This window comes from Burkholderia sp. BCC0397 (assembly GCF_902832865.1).
Lineage (GTDB): Bacteria > Pseudomonadota > Gammaproteobacteria > Burkholderiales > Burkholderiaceae > Burkholderia.
This window is the reverse complement of the sequence record NZ_CADFDL010000002.1, coordinates 620,664-637,299: the sequence shown is the minus strand read 5'-3', so window position 1 is coordinate 637,299 and position 16,636 is coordinate 620,664. Positions and strand designations below refer to the sequence as shown.

Sequence of the window (16,636 nt, the reverse complement as noted above, 5' to 3'; positions counted from 1 at the left end):
GCACCCGGTTATCTCAAATAGTGGGCCGATCTTTCCGTAAACGACAATGATTCTCGTTTACGTTAGACTCCGCCGCTCGATAAAAACACGTCCGCGACAGTACGGACGCGTCACGCCGCCCGGATTCCGACTTGCCGCCCTGGGATGGATCACCGACCACACCCGATTTGCGTCCCATGTCGACACTTTCGCTACCCGTCCGGCGTCTCACGCCGATCGCCTTCGGCATTGCGCTCGCCTGCACCTTCCCGGCCGCCGCAAGAGCCCAGCAGGCGACTTCCGCCGCCAACGCCGCGCCCGACTCCACCGTGCTGCCGTCGATCAACGTGACCGGCGCGGCCGAGCCGCTGCCCGGGGATCTCGCGCCGACCTACGCCGGCGGCCAGGTCGCGCGCGGCGCGGATTTCGGCGTGCTCGGCCGGCAAAAGGCGAGCGACGTGCCGTTCAGCATGACCACCTACACGTCGAAACTGATCGAGGACCAGCAGGCGCACACGCTCGCCGACGTGCTCAACAACGATCCGGCCGTGCGCAGCGCATCCGGCTACGGCAACTTCTCGCAGGTGTTCGTCATCCGCGGTTTCGCGCTCGCCGGCGACGACGTGTCGCTGAACGGCCTGTACGGCGTCACGCCGCGGCAGCTCGTCCAGACCGATGCGGTCGAGCGCGTCGACGTGTTCAAGGGCGCAAATGCATTCCTGAACGGTGCGTCGCCGAACGGCTCAGCGGTCGGCGGCGGCGTGAACCTGCAACTGAAGCGTGCGGACGACAAGCCGCTCACGCGCGTCACCGTCGACGGCGCCACGTCCGGTTCGCTCGGCACGCATGTCGACATCGGCCGCCGCTTCGGCAGCGAAGGCCAGTTCGGCGTGCGCGTGAACCAGTCGATCAGCGGCGGCGACACGGCCGTCGACGACGAGCGCCGCCGCAGCAACGTGACGGCGGTGTCGCTCGACTGGCGCGGCGACAGGCTGCGCCTGTCCGGCGACCTCCTGTATCAGCGGCAACGAATCGACAACGGCCGCCCGGTCGTGCTCGTCAGCGGCAATCAGTTGCCCGCCGTGCCGTCCGCGACGCACAACTATGCGCAGCCGTGGAGCTTCAGCGAACTCGAGGACACGGTCGGGATCGTGCGCGCCGAGTACGACTTCCTGCCCGCGTGGACGGCCTATGTATCGGCCGGCGCGCGCCATACGAACGAGCACGGCGACTACTACACGCCGACCTACGCGCCGTCCGGCACGACCGGCACGCGCCTGAGCGTGCCGCACAAGGAAGATGCGCAGTCGGCCGAAGCCGGCGTGCGCGGCCGCTTCACGACCGGCCCCGTGTCGCACTTCGTGACGGCCGGCACGTCGTTCATCCGCGTCGACAGCCAGTCCGCGTACACGATGTCGAACGCGTTCCCGACGACGCTCTACGATCCGGCGCCGGTCGCATCCCCGGCGACGGCCTACGCAGGCGGCGACATGAACGATCCGGGCACCGTCACGAAGACATGGCTGCGCAGCCTCGCGGTGTCCGATACGCTCGGCTTCCTCGACGACCGCGTGCTGTTCACGATCGGCGCACGCCGCCAGTCGATCTCGGTCGACAATTTCAGCTATACGGGCGCGGTCACCGGCGCCTACAGCGACGCGATCACGACGCCGGTATTCGGTCTCGTCGTGAAGCCGTGGCGCAACGTGTCGATCTTCGCGAACCGCAGCGAAGCGCTCGCACAGGGCGAGATCGCGCCGAACACCGCGCGCAACGCGGGACAGGCGCTGTCGCCGTTCCGGTCGAAGCAATATGAAGCCGGCATCCGCTACGACACCGACAAGTACGGCGCGTCGCTTGCGCTGTTCCAGATCGAGAAGCCGATGGCGTACACCGTTCCGGCGACGAACCTGTTCGGCGCCGACGGCACGCAGCGGCACCGCGGCATCGAGACGGCCGTGTACGGCGAGCCGTGGAAAGGCGTGCGGCTGATCGCGGGCGCGACGTACCTCAACGCGACGCTGCAGGACACGGCGAGCGGCGCGAACGACGGCCACCGGCCGATCGGCGTGCCGTCGTTCCTGCTCAACGCGGGCGCCGAATACGACGTGCCGATGCTGAGCGGGCTCACGCTGACCGCGCGCTGGATCCACACCGGGCCGCAGTACCTGGACGTCGCGAACACGATGTCGATCCAGGCGTGGGACCGCTTCGACCTCGGCGCGCGTTACGCGACGGACGTGCTCGGCAAGAAGACGACGTTCCGCGCGACCGTGCGCAACGTCGCGAACAAGTCGTACTGGTCGTCGACGATCGGCGGATATCTGACGCAGGGCGACCCGCGCTCGGTGTGGCTGTCGATGACGACGGATTTCTGACGGACGCGGAAGGGGTGGCGAGCTGCCGCCAGAGTTTGCTATACTCTCGGTCTTCCGGAGAGATGGATGAGTGGTTTAAGTCGCACGCCTGGAAAGCGTGTATAGGTTAATCGCCTATCGGGGGTTCGAATCCCCCTCTCTCCGCCAGGATTTAGACTAAGCCCCTGACTTCAGGGGCTTTTTCATTTCTAGCCTCGAGCTACCCACATCACGCGATTCGTCGCTGCAGATATCGCGGTTCGTCACTCCGCATTTCCTTTCCGATCGACCTGGGAACGCTGCGCCGAGTTGGTGAGCCGCGCCGGCAGGGGCGTCCTGGTGCGTTCTGGACTCCGGTAGGGACGGCGAAGCTTCTGCCGACGAGGCATGATGACTCCGCAAAGCCGGATGCAAAGAAGCGATACAGCGAACTGGTATCCCCAAAGGTCGCGTTGGCTGTCGCAGATGCGCCCCGGCATTGCGGCCTGAAAGGTACACGCCCCGCTGGCGAAGGCGAAATAGGTGGCTCGGGTGCCGAACGTCGAATGGCCGGAGGGCTCGGGGCCAAGAAGGTTGATGTAACGTGGGCAACCGAGGAATCAGGGTTGCTGCTTGGCATCTCGGTTAAGACAATAAATTCCGAGATTCGAAAACGAAGAATTTTCAGAAGACCCTCGTCAACCGACGCGGCGACATGTTGATGGAAGCAATGATGCTTCATCGTCGGCTTCCCTATGCCGTGCTTGGCGCACTCTTCTTTTTCGACAAGGGTGCTACTGTTGCTTGAAGCATCGCCAACTAGCGCCGAAATTCAAGCCTATGGGGTTGGGAAGAAAGATCAGCAAATTCCTCTTGAAAATATACTGAATGAGTTGTCGCAGTTGGCAGTGCAACGAAATCCGGATTTCTATGAGTTCGTAGACAGCAAACCAGTCAAAGCGAGTTGAGCGTAGGCTGAAACCACTTTCCGCGCTCGGGCGTCTTAGTCAAAACACTAGACCGACAATGGCGAAGACATGATCGCGCCTCAGAAGCCGTTCGTCATCTGCGTCGAGCAGCTTCAAATATTCCCCCAAGTCATCACTAAAGCACCAGCTTTCAATAACCCGACAGGCTGCCTCAATTCATTCCGTCCCTAGTTCGACGTTGCAGCGCCTGAGCCCCAAAATCGCACTATCCGCCTTATCGGCCAATTGCATCTGAAGGCGGCGCAATAGATAGCATCGAGTAAACCGTCAAAAACCGTCACCACTTCTTTATTGTGCGGAACTTACTTTGGTATGATCTTTCGCGCTATCGAACTACATTCCGCGACCTCTCCCTTTAACCGACCGCGGAACTCGATTGAAGGTTTAATTTAATATATCCGTTATTTAATTGTAATTTTTATTGTATCACATACGCAGTGCCGACGTTTAGATGTCTAGTGACGGTCGGACGCGTTCTGCACTAAACGGGGTGACTGCATGGCAGGGGAAAGCTTGCTGAAGGTGCTGCGCGGCGGCTACGCGCAATTCGATCGCATCGTCAAACTCGATACGCCACTCGGCGACGATTGGCTCACGCCGCTGTACGTCAAGATCAACGCACGGCTTGGGCGCAATTTCGAGGTGACTGTCGACGCTTCGTCCGTCATGGGCGACAAGATCAAGCTCAACGCCTTGATGCTGCAACCCGTCACGCTCTGGATTCGCCAGACCGACGGCGGCTATCTGCCGATCCATGGCTATGTGCAGCGGGCTCGCCGCCTTGGAAATGATGGAACCGTCTCGTATTTTCAGCTTCAGTTCTCTTCTTGGCTGAGCTTTTTGAAGCTCAGCAGCGATCGCCGCGATTGGCAGGAAGCCAGCGGCTGGCAGATTCTCACCGACGTATTCGACAAGCATCCGCAGGCTTCCAGCAATTATGGGCAGGAACTGCGCGCGGCGATGCGTTCGTATTCGCACCGCGTGCAGTGGGAAACCGACTGGAATTTCGTGCACCGGAGTCTGGAGGAAGTCGGCGCGTTTCCACGCTTCGATTTCGCGAAGGATGGCAAGTCGCACAAGGTCGTCATGATGGACGACCTCTATTTTGGGCCGTCGCTACCGAATTCGGAGATGAAGTTCAGCCACGCGGGTACCGACGAGGATTTCGACGGACTTACCCAGTTGAGCGAACAGCAGGACGCCCAAAGTGCCACGCTGACGCTCGGCACCGCCGACTATAAGCGACCTGACCTCGATAAACAGGCGAGCACGCCAGCGGCTGACCTTGATGAGTTACCGGGTCAAGGCGAAGACTATCTCTATACCGGCTCGCAGACATGGGCCGAATCCGATGCTGGACAACAACAGGCCCGCATCCGCACCGAGGAATGGGCTTCGCGAGCAAAACGCTATTTCGCGATCGGCAGTCCCCGCTATGCACTGCCCGGCTACTGGTTCAAGGTGTCGGGACACCCCCTCTTCGATACATTGCCTGAGGAGGAGCGCGAGTTGTCGATCATCGCGAGCGACTGGTTGATCCAAAATAACTTGCCCGGCATAGACGCGCTCACGCGATTCCCGCGCAGCCTGCGCAGCGAGATCGAACAGGTCAAGGCGGCCGGCACCGGTACGACCGTGAGCCACCGCGATGGCGGTATCGGATTTTTTCACGTCGAGATCGAAGCACAACGCCGCAAGACACCGTTCCGCAGCCCGTTCGAGCATGAGAAGCCGGAAATGCATTTGCAGACGGCGATTGTCGTAACCGATAGTGACGAGGAAATCGTCACAGACGACGGCAATCGTGTGCGGGTCCGGACGTCAAACAGCCGGAACGGTCGCAACACGAAATCAACGTCATGGATTCGGGCAGCGATGCCGGACGCAGGTTCAAAGCGCGGCGGTTACTTTCCGTTGCGCAAAGACGATCAGGTGCTCCTCGGATTCGTGAATGGCGACTGCGACCGGCCAGTAATCATCTCGCGACTGCACGGTGGCGCAACGATGCCGGTGTGGCACACGCACGGCCTGCTGTCCGGCTTCCGTTCTCGCGAATACGGCGGTGATGGCTTCAACCAGCTCGTCATGGACGACGCTACCGGTCAGAACCGGGTCCACCTTTACTCATCGAGCTACAGTTCTCACCTGCATTTGGGTTATCTGATTGAACAATCCGATAACACGCGCGGCTCATTCCTCGGCAACGGATTCGACCTGAAGTCTGGCGCGTACGGCGCAGTACGCGCCGAGCAGGGGCTCTATGTATCGACGCAGCCAGCCACCGCCCAGCCGCTGAACGTAACGGCCGCCACCGATCCGCTTGCCGGCGCGGAAGCCGTGCTCGAGACCGTGTCGAAGGCCAGTGAAACGAACCGCGCCGAAAGCCTTCAGGACGGCCAGACCGCGCTGAAGTCGTTCACCGACGCAACGCAACGCACGGTTGCTGGTTCTGCCAGCGGCGGCCGTACAGCCGGCGGCGGCACGGGTAATGCGAACGGTTTTGCGAAGCCGGTGATGCTGCTGTCGAGTCCTGACGGCATCGCCGCGTCGACGCAGCAATCGGTGCATGTCACGGCGAACCAGCACGCGAACGTCGTTGCAGGCAAGAACGTCAACTTGGCCGCCGGTAAAGCGTTACTGGTCAGTGTACTCGACAAGATCAGCCTGTTCGCGCAAAACCTCGGCATCAAGATTTTCGCGGCAAAGGGACCGGTAGACATTCAGGCGCAAAGCGGCTCGGCCTCGCTGGTGGGGCTGCAGGACGTGAAGATCGAAAGCGCGGACGGGCGGCTGATTCTGACGGCCGCGAAGGAAGTGTGGATCGGCGCGGGCGGCTCATACATCAGCATCAAGGGCGGTTTGATCGAGAACGTGACGACCGGACAGATTCTGGAAAAATGCGGGAACTGGGACAAGTCGAGCGGCGCGAGCGGGATGATTCGCGATCCGTTGCAGGCAACGCCGGTGTCAACTGACGGCGGACGAGGTTCGCTCTTCTCCGGGTAACACGACGACCGACGCGGTTCACGCGGCAATAAAAACGAGACGCGAGAGATTCCGAGAAACATGAGCAAAAGCCACCACTCCTCCAAGCATGCAGCTCCGGCCAAGACGGCTTCCGCGCCGAGCACCCCCGCGGCGACGCCGGCTACATCTGCGCCACCTCCATATCGACCGTTGCGGTGGGCATTTCCGTTCACGCCAGCCGGGCAGGATGACCCAACTAATCCGATGACCTACATGAAGGCGCTAGCGGCTGCTGAAGACGGGTTCTATCCGCTCGGCGCGAACGGCATGTGGCATGGTGGCATCCACTTCGACCAAAATACGGCGGCGCAATTAAAGCAAGGTGACGGTATCCGCGTGATCGCCGACGGCGAAGTCGTTGCCTACCGCCTCGATAGTAAGTATCCGGAACAAGACTACCAAGACGACCGCCACGCACTGTATTCAACAGGCTTCGTACTTGTCCGCCATCGGCTGCAGTTGCCCCCGCCGCCACCGCCCGATCCCCCGAAAACGGATACAACCAAGAATTCGGCCACGCAACCGACGACGTCATCCAAGTCGACAGCTACATCGGCATCAGTACCGACAGCGACATCGGCACCAGCACCAGCACCAGCGCCGGCATCAGCGCCGGCATCAGCAGCGGGCACGAACAAGCCTGCGTCAGGCGAAGTATTGACGTTCTTCAGCCTGTACATGCACACGATGGATCACAACAGCTACCAATCAGCGGCGGAACAGGCGAAAGTCGCCCAGGTCGATCCATCGAAGCTGAACATGAATCCGATGCCGTATTGGGAAGGCGACCGCTACTATCGGGTCGGCGACAAGGCCAAAGACCCACAAGAAGTGCCGCGACCGAAGGTACCCGTGCCAAGTAATCGCGATGTACTTGGGGAGTTCATCGAAAGCGATTTCAAGAAGGTGCCCGAGCCGGTAGCAAATACGAAAGACTCGCCCCCACCTCAGCCTCCTATTACTGGCCTCCGCATCCGTGATCTTCCTAACGGAAAGATCATCGGCATCCTGCCGCGCGGGTCGGAGTTGACGGTCGTGACCGACGACAAGACAAAAGCAAATCCGGGCTGGGTAAAGATCAATACAATCAAGTCTGGCACACCGGCCAGCGCGGCCGTAGGTCAACCGGTATCGCAACACGCTCCGTATGGATATGTGTACGAGAAGGAACTAGACATAATCGTTGACCCTAAGCCTCTGGATACGGTCGTCGTCCTAAAAGAGCCATATACGGTCAAGGCCGGCAACGTGATTGGTCAGCTCGGCCACTATCTGCGCTACCCCGACGCAAAGCTGCTTCCTCCGAAGCCGACGCGGCCATTGCTGCATCTCGAGGTTTTCGCTGGGCCCGAATTCGAAGCATTCGTCAAGAAGAGTCAGGCCCGAGCGAAAGAACGGCCCCCGGAAAAAACGTTCCTGGAAATCTCGCCGGGCGCGCTACTGGTGACCACCCTGCCCGAGCCTGACCAGAAACTGCAACCCGGGACCAAACTTGTCGCTGTCGCCCCCGCCGGGAAAGGAAAGTGGGTCAAGGTGCAACCGAAAACGGCAGCACCTGTACATGGCGGTCGTCATGCGAAACCCGTGTTCAACGACGCCGGCCCACCTGTATGGGTCGAAAGTGACTTCGCCAATACGACCGCGACGGCAATCGTGCCAGGCTGGAAGGATTTCCCGCTAAGCCTCTCAAACGCGAAGGGGCCGGGCGCAGATTTCCGCAATGTATTTCGACGAGTCGACCTAGAAAAGAACGGTGACGCGAACGTCGCGAAGGACGACAAGGGGCGGCGCTGGTACTACGTGACTATCGGCATGAAGGACGGTAGCACTCGAGCCGGATGGGTCTGCGAGCAAAATCCCCCACTGGTTCGGATGTGCGGTCCGTGGGACTGGCCTGGCTTTGAACTGGTCGACAACAGCAGCATCAAACCTGTCGACATGTTCAAACGCTACATCCACGTCGCCGAGCAATTTTTGGCTGACGAAGACAAAACAGAGTTCGAAACGAGCGCGGCAACGGTCAACGCAAGCCCCCTCATCTCAAAACTTGAAAAAGCGATTGATGCGAACCACGACGGGAAGGTAACAGCACAAGAGCTGAAGCACGCGCAGGAAACACAGTGGACGGCCGAAGCCCTCTCCCATCTTGTAGTACGCTGCGAAAGCGAATGGGGCGGCGGTCTGGGAAAGTGGGAAGCGCTGTCGCCGCTGATGAAAAAACTGCTGTGGCTATGGAAGGCCGAGATTGAGCGAATCGGAAAACTGCAGTGGTGGGAACAGGTCGTCGAAAAAAAAGTGGACGGGTTCCCAAGTGAGCCGAACCCATGGCATTTTCATCCGATTGGATTGATCGGCAATTTCATTAATTCCGGAATTGGTGATCCAACAAGAATTCTCCGACTGTCTGAACAAGACGTAGATGACCTGATTAAAGTTACAGCAACAGAGGTTGCGATCAGCCTAAATGATGAGAACTTAGCCAATCAGGCTGGTGCAGTCGTTGACACCATCATAAACAGAGTGATGTCCGGCATCAAAAACTGGAGCACTTTTAGGGGTGTAATTAATGATAGGTGGCAGTTTTCAGACATTAACGCCCCAAGAGCAGGCGCATATGGATCAGTGCAAAACGTTCCCGAGAGTAGAGTACCTGCAAGGGTAAGAGCCATGGTTATTGCTCATTTGCAAGATAGAGCAAACGGTGGCCCTTCTCTCGTCGGCAACAATCTCAGCTACGCAAATCCATATGCCTTAGACGAGGCCACGGACGCAACAAAAGCATGGGTTGAAGATGTTGTCCATCAAGCAAGCATTACCGGATATAGGTACGGAGCGGGACGCGCAGTTCATGTGCATGGAACAACGGAAGGTCTAATGCCTTTTAGACCGGAGCCTTTTACCATAGTAATTCCTGAATCATACAATCAATAATTTTTAATGACACCATGAAAAAAATCATCCCGCTTGTATTTTTTATTTTACCCCTAACCTCTTTTGCCGATGCATGCATCAATAGCGGGAACGTATACGACGACTTATCTTGCACCAACCAAGCCCTGGACAAATCAAAAAAAGAACTCAATTCAATTTATCAAAAACTGTATTCTGCCACACAGTACAAGAATGAGTTTGAGCAATCTCAGAAGGCTTGGCTCAATTACCGGGACAAGCAGTGCAACGGCTATATCGCAGCCGAGGCGTCGCAATCCCAAGGCGCCGGCTCCGGTCTAATCACAAAAGATTGCCTTGCCACGATAACAAAACAGCGAGTTGATTATTTAAAAACACTTCTCGGGAAATAGTAGGCTGACATGATGAATTTAATTCGTATCGGAGACGACACCGACCACGGAGGCAAAGTCGAAACTGGCTCTACGACAATGCGTTTCGACGGCCGCTATGTCGCCCGCAAGGGCGATCGCGTGTCGTGTCCGCAGCACCCCGACGTATCGCCCAACCTCATCGAGGAAGGCGATGCATCGATGACGGATGACGGCATCCCGATAGCACGACATGGTCATCGCGCCACTTGCGGCTGTCATCTGATCTCGAGCCTTGTTTGACCGTGCCAGGAAACGAGGCGGCAACGTGCCGATGACTATTGTCGATCATGTATCGAAACCTGCGTCCGCAGACATATCGGACCTCGCTGTCGAGCTGCCAGTTATGCGGCGACGCAATCTCAATACGAAAAGGTGAAAGCACGTGTCACTACGGAAAGGTGTGCATATCGCGCTATGGCTTGCGAGCGCTTGCAGTTTCATGGGCTTTTCAGGTGCCTTCGTTGCGGTCGCATCCGCTGTCGAGCCGGGCGAGTATTCCTATGTCGAAGGCGGTCACGCGCATGGCGCGCTCGTCGTGAAGGGAGGCCGATTCACGCTCGATACGATTGGAGGCAACTGCCACACCTGTTCGCTCACGGGCACGCTCAAAGGCAACACGGGCGTGGCCACTGACGGCGGCGAAACATGCCGCATTTCCATCACTGGCGGCCACGGCGCGGTGAAGATCGATTCCGGCAATACCGACGCTTGCCGTTCGTATTGCGGCGTACGCGCGATGTTTGACGGCGCCTATCGACAGCCCACCGCAGCGTGTACGGACCGCTCACGTGCGGCACGACTCACGCAGGCCCGCGCTCTTTATGTGAAGAAGAACTACGCGGCGGCCGAGACGGTATTTACATCATTGATCGAAGAATGCACGCGTGACATGAACTGGATCGAGATCGATCGCGTCCGCAGCGATCTCGCGCTGACGCAATATCATCTCGGCAACAGTGCAAAATGCCTTGCTACCCTCTCGCAGACGACGGCGATGCGCAATCATGACGACAGCGACAAGGAGAGTGACGCCTCGTTCGGCCTGCCACCTTGCGACGCGGACAACTACCAGTCGACGGGGAATGCGATCCTGCACAATGCCGCGCTATGCAAAGCGCCTGTTGCGGCACGCGGGGTCAAGAATTGAACGTGAGCCGGGCGGCTGGCTTGCTGAGTCGGCAAGGTTTGGTAGGCGTTACATGGCGACAGCCGGCCAAACGCACTGGCCGCAGGTGCAGTCCATCTGCCGGAGCCTGCCGAAGCTGAATATCCGCTTCGTGCCCGCCCCCCCTCACGGATGCCGAATGTAATCCACCAACGCCCGCGTATACTCATCCGGCCGCTTGTCGCACAGACTCACCACGATCGCCACCGCAAACCCCGCCGGCACGCCAAACACCCCAGAACTGATCGACTCGATCCCGAACCACGTCGGCCCGGCGAACCCCGTCAACTGCGTAAAGAACGGATACGTCGACACGATGTAGTACACGCACACCGCCAACCCCGTCACCATCCCGGCGATCGCGCCACGCGTCGTCGTGCGCTTCCAGAACACCCCCAGCACCAGCACCGGAAAGAAGCTCGACGCCGCCAGCGAAAACGCGGCGCCGACGAGAAACAGGATCTTCCCGGTATTGAGCGACGCGACATACGACGCGAACAGCGCCACCCCGAGCAGCAGCACCTTCGAAATCGTCACACGCCGCTGGCTCGTGGCATCGGGCGCGACCATGCAGTAATAGACGTCGTGCGACAGCGCGTTCGCGATCGTCAGCAGCAGCCCGTCCGCGGTCGACAACGCCGCGGCCAGCGCGCCGGCCGCGATCAGCCCCGACACCACGTACGGCAGCCCCGCGATCTCCGGTGCGGCCAGGACGACCATGTCCGGCTGCATCTGGATTTCCGACCAGTGCACGATGCCGTCGCGAATCACCTCGACGACGCTGATCAGGTCGGGTTCGAAGTGATGCCATTGCGTGACCCACGCCGGCAATTCGGCGAACGGCCGCCCGACGAGATTCGCGAGGATCTCGTACTTGATCAGCACCGCGAGCACCGGCACGCTCAGGTAGAACAGCGCGATGAAGAACAGCGTCCAGCCGACCGAACGCCGTGCGGACGCGACCGACGTAGTCGTGTTGTAGCGCGTCAGGATGTGCGGCAGGCTCGCGGTACCGAGCGACAGGCACAGCAGCAGCGCGAGGAAATTCCGCTCGCGCGGCTTGCGTTCGTCGTCGCTCGCGGCCGGAAACGGCTCATGCATCGGCACCGGCGGCTCGGCACGCGCGAGCAGGTCGTCACGCGCCTGCGTCCACGCCACGCGCGCCGCCGCCGGATCGCGCGGAAAATCGGCCAGCTCGCGCTCGCGCTGGCTGATCTCGCGCAGCGGCCCGTTGTGGCGCCGCAGGTCCGCAAGCTGGTCGACGAGATGCCGGCGCGCATCCGCATAGGACGCCGGCAACCGGTCGAGCCGCGTCTGGATATCCGCGGCTTGCCGGCGGTACGCATCACGCACCTGCTGCTCGTCGCGCGCCTCGCGCACCTGCGCCTCGCGCGCCGCGACACGCTCCATCAGCTTGCCGTAATTGAACTGCGGCACGGGCCCGAGCCCGTTCTTCATCGCGATCAGCGACACCGGAATCAGGATCGCGCTGATCAGGATGATGTACTGCGCGACCTGCGTCCACGTGACCGCACGCATCCCGCCGAGAAACGAGCACACGAGAATGCCCGCGAGCCCGCAGAAGATGCCGATCGCGAAATCGACGCCGATGAAGCGCGTCGCGATCAGGCCGATCCCCTGGATCTGCGCGACCAGGTACACGAACGAACACAGGATCGCCGCGCCGGCCGCGAGCGCGCGCACGGCCGTGCTCGAAAAGCGCGTGCCGAGAAAATCGGGAATCGTGTAGCGCGCGAGCTTGCGCACATACGGCGCAAGCAGGAACGCGACGAGGCAGAACCCGCCCGTCCAGCCCATCACGTACGCGAGCGCGTCGTAACCGGTGGCGTAGAGCGAGCCGGCCAGGCCGATGAACGACGCGGCCGACAGCCAGTCGGCCGCCGTCGCCATCCCGTTGAACGCGGACGGCACGCGCCGCCCGGCCACGTAGTACTCGACGAGATCGGACGTGCGCGACAACAACCCGATCACCGCATACACGGCGATCGGTACGAACAGGAACACGTAGCCGATCCACACGCCCGGGCCCGTCGCGCGCTCGATCCGCCACATCAGCAACACGAATCCGAGGAACCCGAGGGTGTAGAGCGCGTACGCGCGTATCAGTCGATGCGTCAGCATGAATCAGCGCCCGCCGTTCGCATGGCCGGCGCGTGCCGCATGCTCGTCGTACGCGCGGCGCAGCGTACGGTCCGCGCGTTGCATCAGCCCGATGTAGATGACGATCAGCACGAGGTAGACGAGAATCGCGCCCTGTGCGCCGACATAGAACGGCAGGCTGAAGCCGGCGAAGCGAACGCCGGCGAGCGCGGGCCCGAAGAACGGCACGATGAACGACACCGCGAAGCCGATCACCATCAGCACCACGATCAGCGCGACGTTGAAGCGCCAGTAGCGTGCGTGCGCACGTGCGAGCGGCTCGGGAACGGGGGGTGGCGCAACAGGCGCCGAACGGGTCGGAACGGTCATGCCGTTATGTAGCAAAAAGCCCCTGCGCGGGCAATCGGGATTGCCGCGCAGGGGCTCGCGCGCATGACGCGCAACCGGCAGGCGTTCAGCGCACTTCGGTGAGCTGCTCGAGGATGGCCGGATTCTCGAGCGTGGACGTGTCCTGCGTGATCGCCTCGCCCTTCGCGAGCGAGCGCAGCAGGCGCCGCATGATCTTGCCCGAGCGCGTCTTCGGCAGGTTGTCGCCGAAGCGGATGTCCTTCGGCTTCGCGATCGGCCCGATCTGCTTGCCGACCCAGTCGCGCAGGGTCTTCGCGAGCGCCGCGGCTTCGTCGCCTTCCGGACGCGAACGCTTCAGCACCACGAACGCCACGACCGCCTCGCCCGTCGTGTCGTCCGGCCGGCCGACCACCGCCGCCTCGGCCACGAGCTCGTGCGACACCAGCGCCGATTCGATCTCCATCGTGCCCAGCCGGTGGCCCGACACGTTCAGCACGTCGTCGATCCGGCCCATGATCGTGAAGTAGCCGGTGTCCTTGTCGCGCACGGTGCCGTCGCCGGCCAGATAGAGCGTGCCGCCGAGTTCTTCCGGGTAATAACTCTTCTTGAAGCGCTCCGGGTCACCCCAGATCGTGCGGATCATCGCCGGCCACGGGCGCTTGACGACGAGGATGCCGCCTTGCCCGTTCGGCACGTCCTGGCCGGTCTCGTCGACCACCGCGGCCATGATGCCCGGCAGCGGCAGCGTGCACGAGCCCGGCACGGTCGGCGTCGCGCCCGGCAGCGGCGTGATCATGTGGCCGCCGGTTTCGGTCTGCCACCACGTGTCGACGATCGGGCAGCGTTCGCCGCCGACATGCTTGTGGTACCACATCCACGCTTCCGGATTGATCGGCTCGCCCACCGTGCCGATGATGCGCAGGCTCGACAGGTCATAGCTCTTCGGATGCACCTTGTCGTCAGCTTCGGCCGCCTTGATCAGCGAGCGGATCGCGGTCGGCGCGGTGTAGAACACGGTGACTTTGTGATCGTCGATCATCTTCCAGAAACGGCCGGCGTCCGGATAAGTCGGCACGCCCTCGAACACGACCTGCGTGCCGCCGCACGCGAGCGGCCCGTAGGTGATGTACGTGTGGCCCGTGACCCAGCCGATGTCGGCCGTGCACCAGAACACGTCGTCGGGTTTCCAGTCGAAGGTCCACTTCATCGTCTGCGCGGCCCACAGCAGGTAGCCGCCCGTGCTGTGCTGCACGCCCTTCGGCTTGCCGGTCGAGCCCGACGTATACAGGATGAACAGCGGATGCTCGGCGCCGACCCAGGTCGGCTCGCAGCGGTCGGATTCGCCGTCGGCGAGTTCGTGCATCCACAGGTCGCGGCCTGCATGCCAGTCGATCTTGCCGCCGGTGCGGCGATAGACGATCACGCTTTTGACCGCCTCGCAGCCGCCCATCGCGATCGCCTCGTCGGCGATGCTCTTGAGCGGCAGCGTCTTGCCGCCGCGGGCCTGCTCGTCGGCCGTGATGAGGGCCACCGCGCCGACGTCGACGAGCCGCTCGTTCAGCGATTTCGCGGAGAAGCCGCCGAACACGACCGAGTGCGTCGCGCCGATGCGCGCGCAGGCCTGCATCGCGACGATGCCTTCGATCGACATCGGGATATAGATCACGACGCGATCGCCCTTGCCGATACCGCGTTTCTTCAGCGCATTCGCGAAGCGCGACACGCGTGCGAGGAGGTCCGCATAGGTGACGCGGGTGACGGTGCCGTCGTCGGCCTCGAAGATCACCGCGACGCGCTCGCCGTTGCCGGCTTCGACGTGACGGTCGAGACAGTTGTACGACGCGTTCAGCTCGCCGTCGTCGAACCATTTGTAGAACGGCGCGTTGCTCTCGTCGAGCACCGTCGTGAACGGCTTGTGCCACGCGAGGCCCTCGCGCGCGAGACGCGCCCAGAAGCCTTCGTAATCCTGCTCGGCTTCGGCGACGAGCGCGCGATAGGCCGGCATGCCGGAAATGGTCGCCGTCTTCTCGAGCGCCGCGGGCGGCGCGAACTGACGGGTTTCGTGAAGAACCGATTCAATCGCAGACATCGACAACCCCTTGGTGAACATGAATCCTCTGCATGGCGGCGCGATCGTGCACGCCGCGCGTCTTGGCCGGCGCCTGCGCGCCGCTGTCTCCCACCCACCCGCACGCGACCGCGAAGGCCTGCGCACGATGCTGCACCGCACCACATCATACGAACGTGACCTGCGGCCCGGTAGTTTCCACGATAAGCGCTCCAACTTACCCGTCACTTACGCGGCATCGCCGTGTCGTGCGCCGGGCGGCGCCGCATCGAGGTCAGCTTTACGCTGTTACGACCGCGACCCTACAATCCTAACTGAACTCGCCTTCCGGATTCCAGCTTGAATCGCTACGCCCTCTTCCTCATCCTGTCGATGCTGTTCGTCGGCAGCAACGTCGGCATCGGTAAATCCATCGTTGCATTCGTCCCCGTCGCCATCCTCGCCACGCTGCGCTTCGTGATCGCGATCGCCGTGCTGTGGCCGCTGTTCAGGCCCGTGAAGATGCGCGCGGTCAAGCGCGGCGAATGGCTGAACCTGTTCCTGCAAGCCTTCTTCGGCACCTTCATGTTCACGCTGCTGATGCTCAACGGCGTGCAGCGCACGAGCGCGGTGGCCGCGGGCGTCATCACGAGCACGATCCCGGCGATCGTCGCGCTGTCCGCGTGGCTGATCCTGCGTGAAAAACCGAACGGCCGTGCGCTCGTGTCGATCGCGCTCGCGATCATCGGCGTCGTGACGATCAACCTCGCCAACGGCGGCGCGGCCAGCCACGGCGCGCAGGGCGATGCGTCCGGTTCGCTGACCGGCAACCTGCTGATCCTCGGCGCGGTGTGCTGCGAATCGATCTACGTGATCCTGTCGCGCCGGCTCACGCAAACGCTCGCACCGATCGACATCTGCGCCTATACCCATCTGTTCGGCCTGTTCCTGATGCTGCCGCTCGGCGCGACGGCGCTGTGGCACTTCGATTACGCGAGCGTGCCCGCCGGCACCTGGGCGCTCGTCGTCTGGTACGGGCTGTCGGCCAGCATCTTCTCGTTCTGGCTATGGATGAAGGGCATCCGGCACGTGCCGGGCAGCCTCGCCGGCGTGTTCAGCGCGGTGCTGCCGATCGCCGCGGCCGCGTACGGCATCGCGTTCCTCGGCGAGCGCCCGACGCTCGCGCACGGTATCGCGCTCGCGTGCGTCGTCGCCGGCATCGTGCTCGCGAGCCTGCGGGTGAAACGCGTGCCGGCCGCCGCCTCCTGATCCGTCCCCCGCAGCGCCGGCGCGTCGCTGCA

At 61.7% G+C, this 16,636-nt stretch carries 10 protein-coding genes and 1 tRNA gene; 8 read left to right on the top strand and 3 right to left on the bottom strand.

The features are described from left to right. The first annotated feature begins 176 nt into the window (after positions 1-176). From HWX03_RS07750 to HWX03_RS07720, 7 genes are all read left to right on the top strand, one after another. The gene (locus HWX03_RS07750; RefSeq protein WP_175870887.1) at positions 177-2,357 is read left to right on the top strand and encodes a TonB-dependent siderophore receptor; all 2,181 of its coding nucleotides are present in this window, start codon (positions 177-179) and stop codon (positions 2,355-2,357) included. A gap of 56 nt (positions 2,358-2,413) precedes the next feature. After that, a tRNA-Ser gene (locus HWX03_RS07745) sits at positions 2,414-2,504 on the top strand. Between the two features lie 1,298 nt (positions 2,505-3,802). Then, positions 3,803-6,310 carry a type VI secretion system Vgr family protein gene (locus tag HWX03_RS07740; RefSeq protein WP_175870886.1) on the top strand — a complete coding sequence of 836 codons (2,508 nt, stop codon included), beginning with the start codon at positions 3,803-3,805 and terminating at the stop codon, positions 6,308-6,310. 60 nt (positions 6,311-6,370) lie between these two features. Then, positions 6,371-9,262, top strand: a complete 2,892-nt coding sequence (locus HWX03_RS07735; RefSeq protein WP_175870885.1) for a hypothetical protein — start codon at positions 6,371-6,373, stop codon at positions 9,260-9,262. A gap of 14 nt (positions 9,263-9,276) precedes the next feature. Beyond that, complete coding sequence (locus HWX03_RS07730) at positions 9,277-9,633, top strand: lysozyme inhibitor LprI family protein (protein ID WP_175870884.1); 357 nt, start codon at positions 9,277-9,279, stop codon at positions 9,631-9,633. A gap of 9 nt (positions 9,634-9,642) precedes the next feature. After that, positions 9,643-9,894 carry a PAAR domain-containing protein gene (locus HWX03_RS07725; protein ID WP_175870883.1) on the top strand — a complete coding sequence of 84 codons (252 nt, stop codon included), beginning with the start codon at positions 9,643-9,645 and terminating at the stop codon, positions 9,892-9,894. Positions 9,895-10,054: 160 nt separating this feature from the next. Next, on the top strand, positions 10,055-10,801 hold the full coding sequence (locus HWX03_RS07720) for a hypothetical protein (protein WP_175870882.1): 747 nt from the start codon (positions 10,055-10,057) through the stop codon (positions 10,799-10,801). A gap of 144 nt (positions 10,802-10,945) precedes the next feature. Here HWX03_RS07720 and HWX03_RS07715 read toward each other — a convergent pair whose 3' ends face one another. From HWX03_RS07715 to acs, 3 genes are all read right to left on the bottom strand, one after another. After that, the gene (locus HWX03_RS07715) at positions 10,946-12,961 is read right to left on the bottom strand and encodes a sodium:solute symporter family protein (protein ID WP_175870881.1); all 2,016 of its coding nucleotides are present in this window, start codon (positions 12,959-12,961) and stop codon (positions 10,946-10,948) included. 3 nt (positions 12,962-12,964) lie between these two features. Next, complete coding sequence (locus HWX03_RS07710; RefSeq protein ID WP_175870880.1) at positions 12,965-13,309, bottom strand: DUF4212 domain-containing protein; 345 nt, start codon at positions 13,307-13,309, stop codon at positions 12,965-12,967. An 85-nt stretch (positions 13,310-13,394) separates the two neighbouring features. Further along, the gene (acs, locus tag HWX03_RS07705) at positions 13,395-15,377 is read right to left on the bottom strand and encodes an acetate--CoA ligase (protein ID WP_175870879.1); all 1,983 of its coding nucleotides are present in this window, start codon (positions 15,375-15,377) and stop codon (positions 13,395-13,397) included. Positions 15,378-15,695: 318 nt separating this feature from the next. On the opposite strand from acs, the gene HWX03_RS07700 reads away from it, so the two are divergent. After that, complete coding sequence (locus HWX03_RS07700) at positions 15,696-16,604, top strand: DMT family transporter (RefSeq protein ID WP_175870878.1); 909 nt, start codon at positions 15,696-15,698, stop codon at positions 16,602-16,604. The last annotated feature ends 32 nt before the right edge of the window (positions 16,605-16,636 follow it).

Excerpts from the sequence above, each read along its gene's own strand:
- HWX03_RS07710 (WP_175870880.1), bottom strand. The coding sequence starts at position 13,309 with ATGACCGTTCCGACCCGTTCGGCGCCTGTTGCGCCACCCCCCGTTCCC.
- HWX03_RS07735 (WP_175870885.1), top strand. The coding sequence starts at position 6,371 with ATGAGCAAAAGCCACCACTCCTCCAAGCATGCAGCTCCGGCCAAGACG.
- HWX03_RS07750 (WP_175870887.1), top strand. The coding sequence starts at position 177 with ATGTCGACACTTTCGCTACCCGTCCGGCGTCTCACGCCGATCGCCTTC.
- HWX03_RS07725 (WP_175870883.1), top strand. The coding sequence starts at position 9,643 with ATGATGAATTTAATTCGTATCGGAGACGACACCGACCACGGAGGCAAA.
- acs (WP_175870879.1), bottom strand. The coding sequence starts at position 15,377 with ATGTCTGCGATTGAATCGGTTCTTCACGAAACCCGTCAGTTCGCGCCG.
- HWX03_RS07715 (WP_175870881.1), bottom strand. The coding sequence starts at position 12,961 with ATGCTGACGCATCGACTGATACGCGCGTACGCGCTCTACACCCTCGGG.
- HWX03_RS07730 (WP_175870884.1), top strand. The coding sequence starts at position 9,277 with ATGAAAAAAATCATCCCGCTTGTATTTTTTATTTTACCCCTAACCTCT.
- HWX03_RS07740 (WP_175870886.1), top strand. The coding sequence starts at position 3,803 with ATGGCAGGGGAAAGCTTGCTGAAGGTGCTGCGCGGCGGCTACGCGCAA.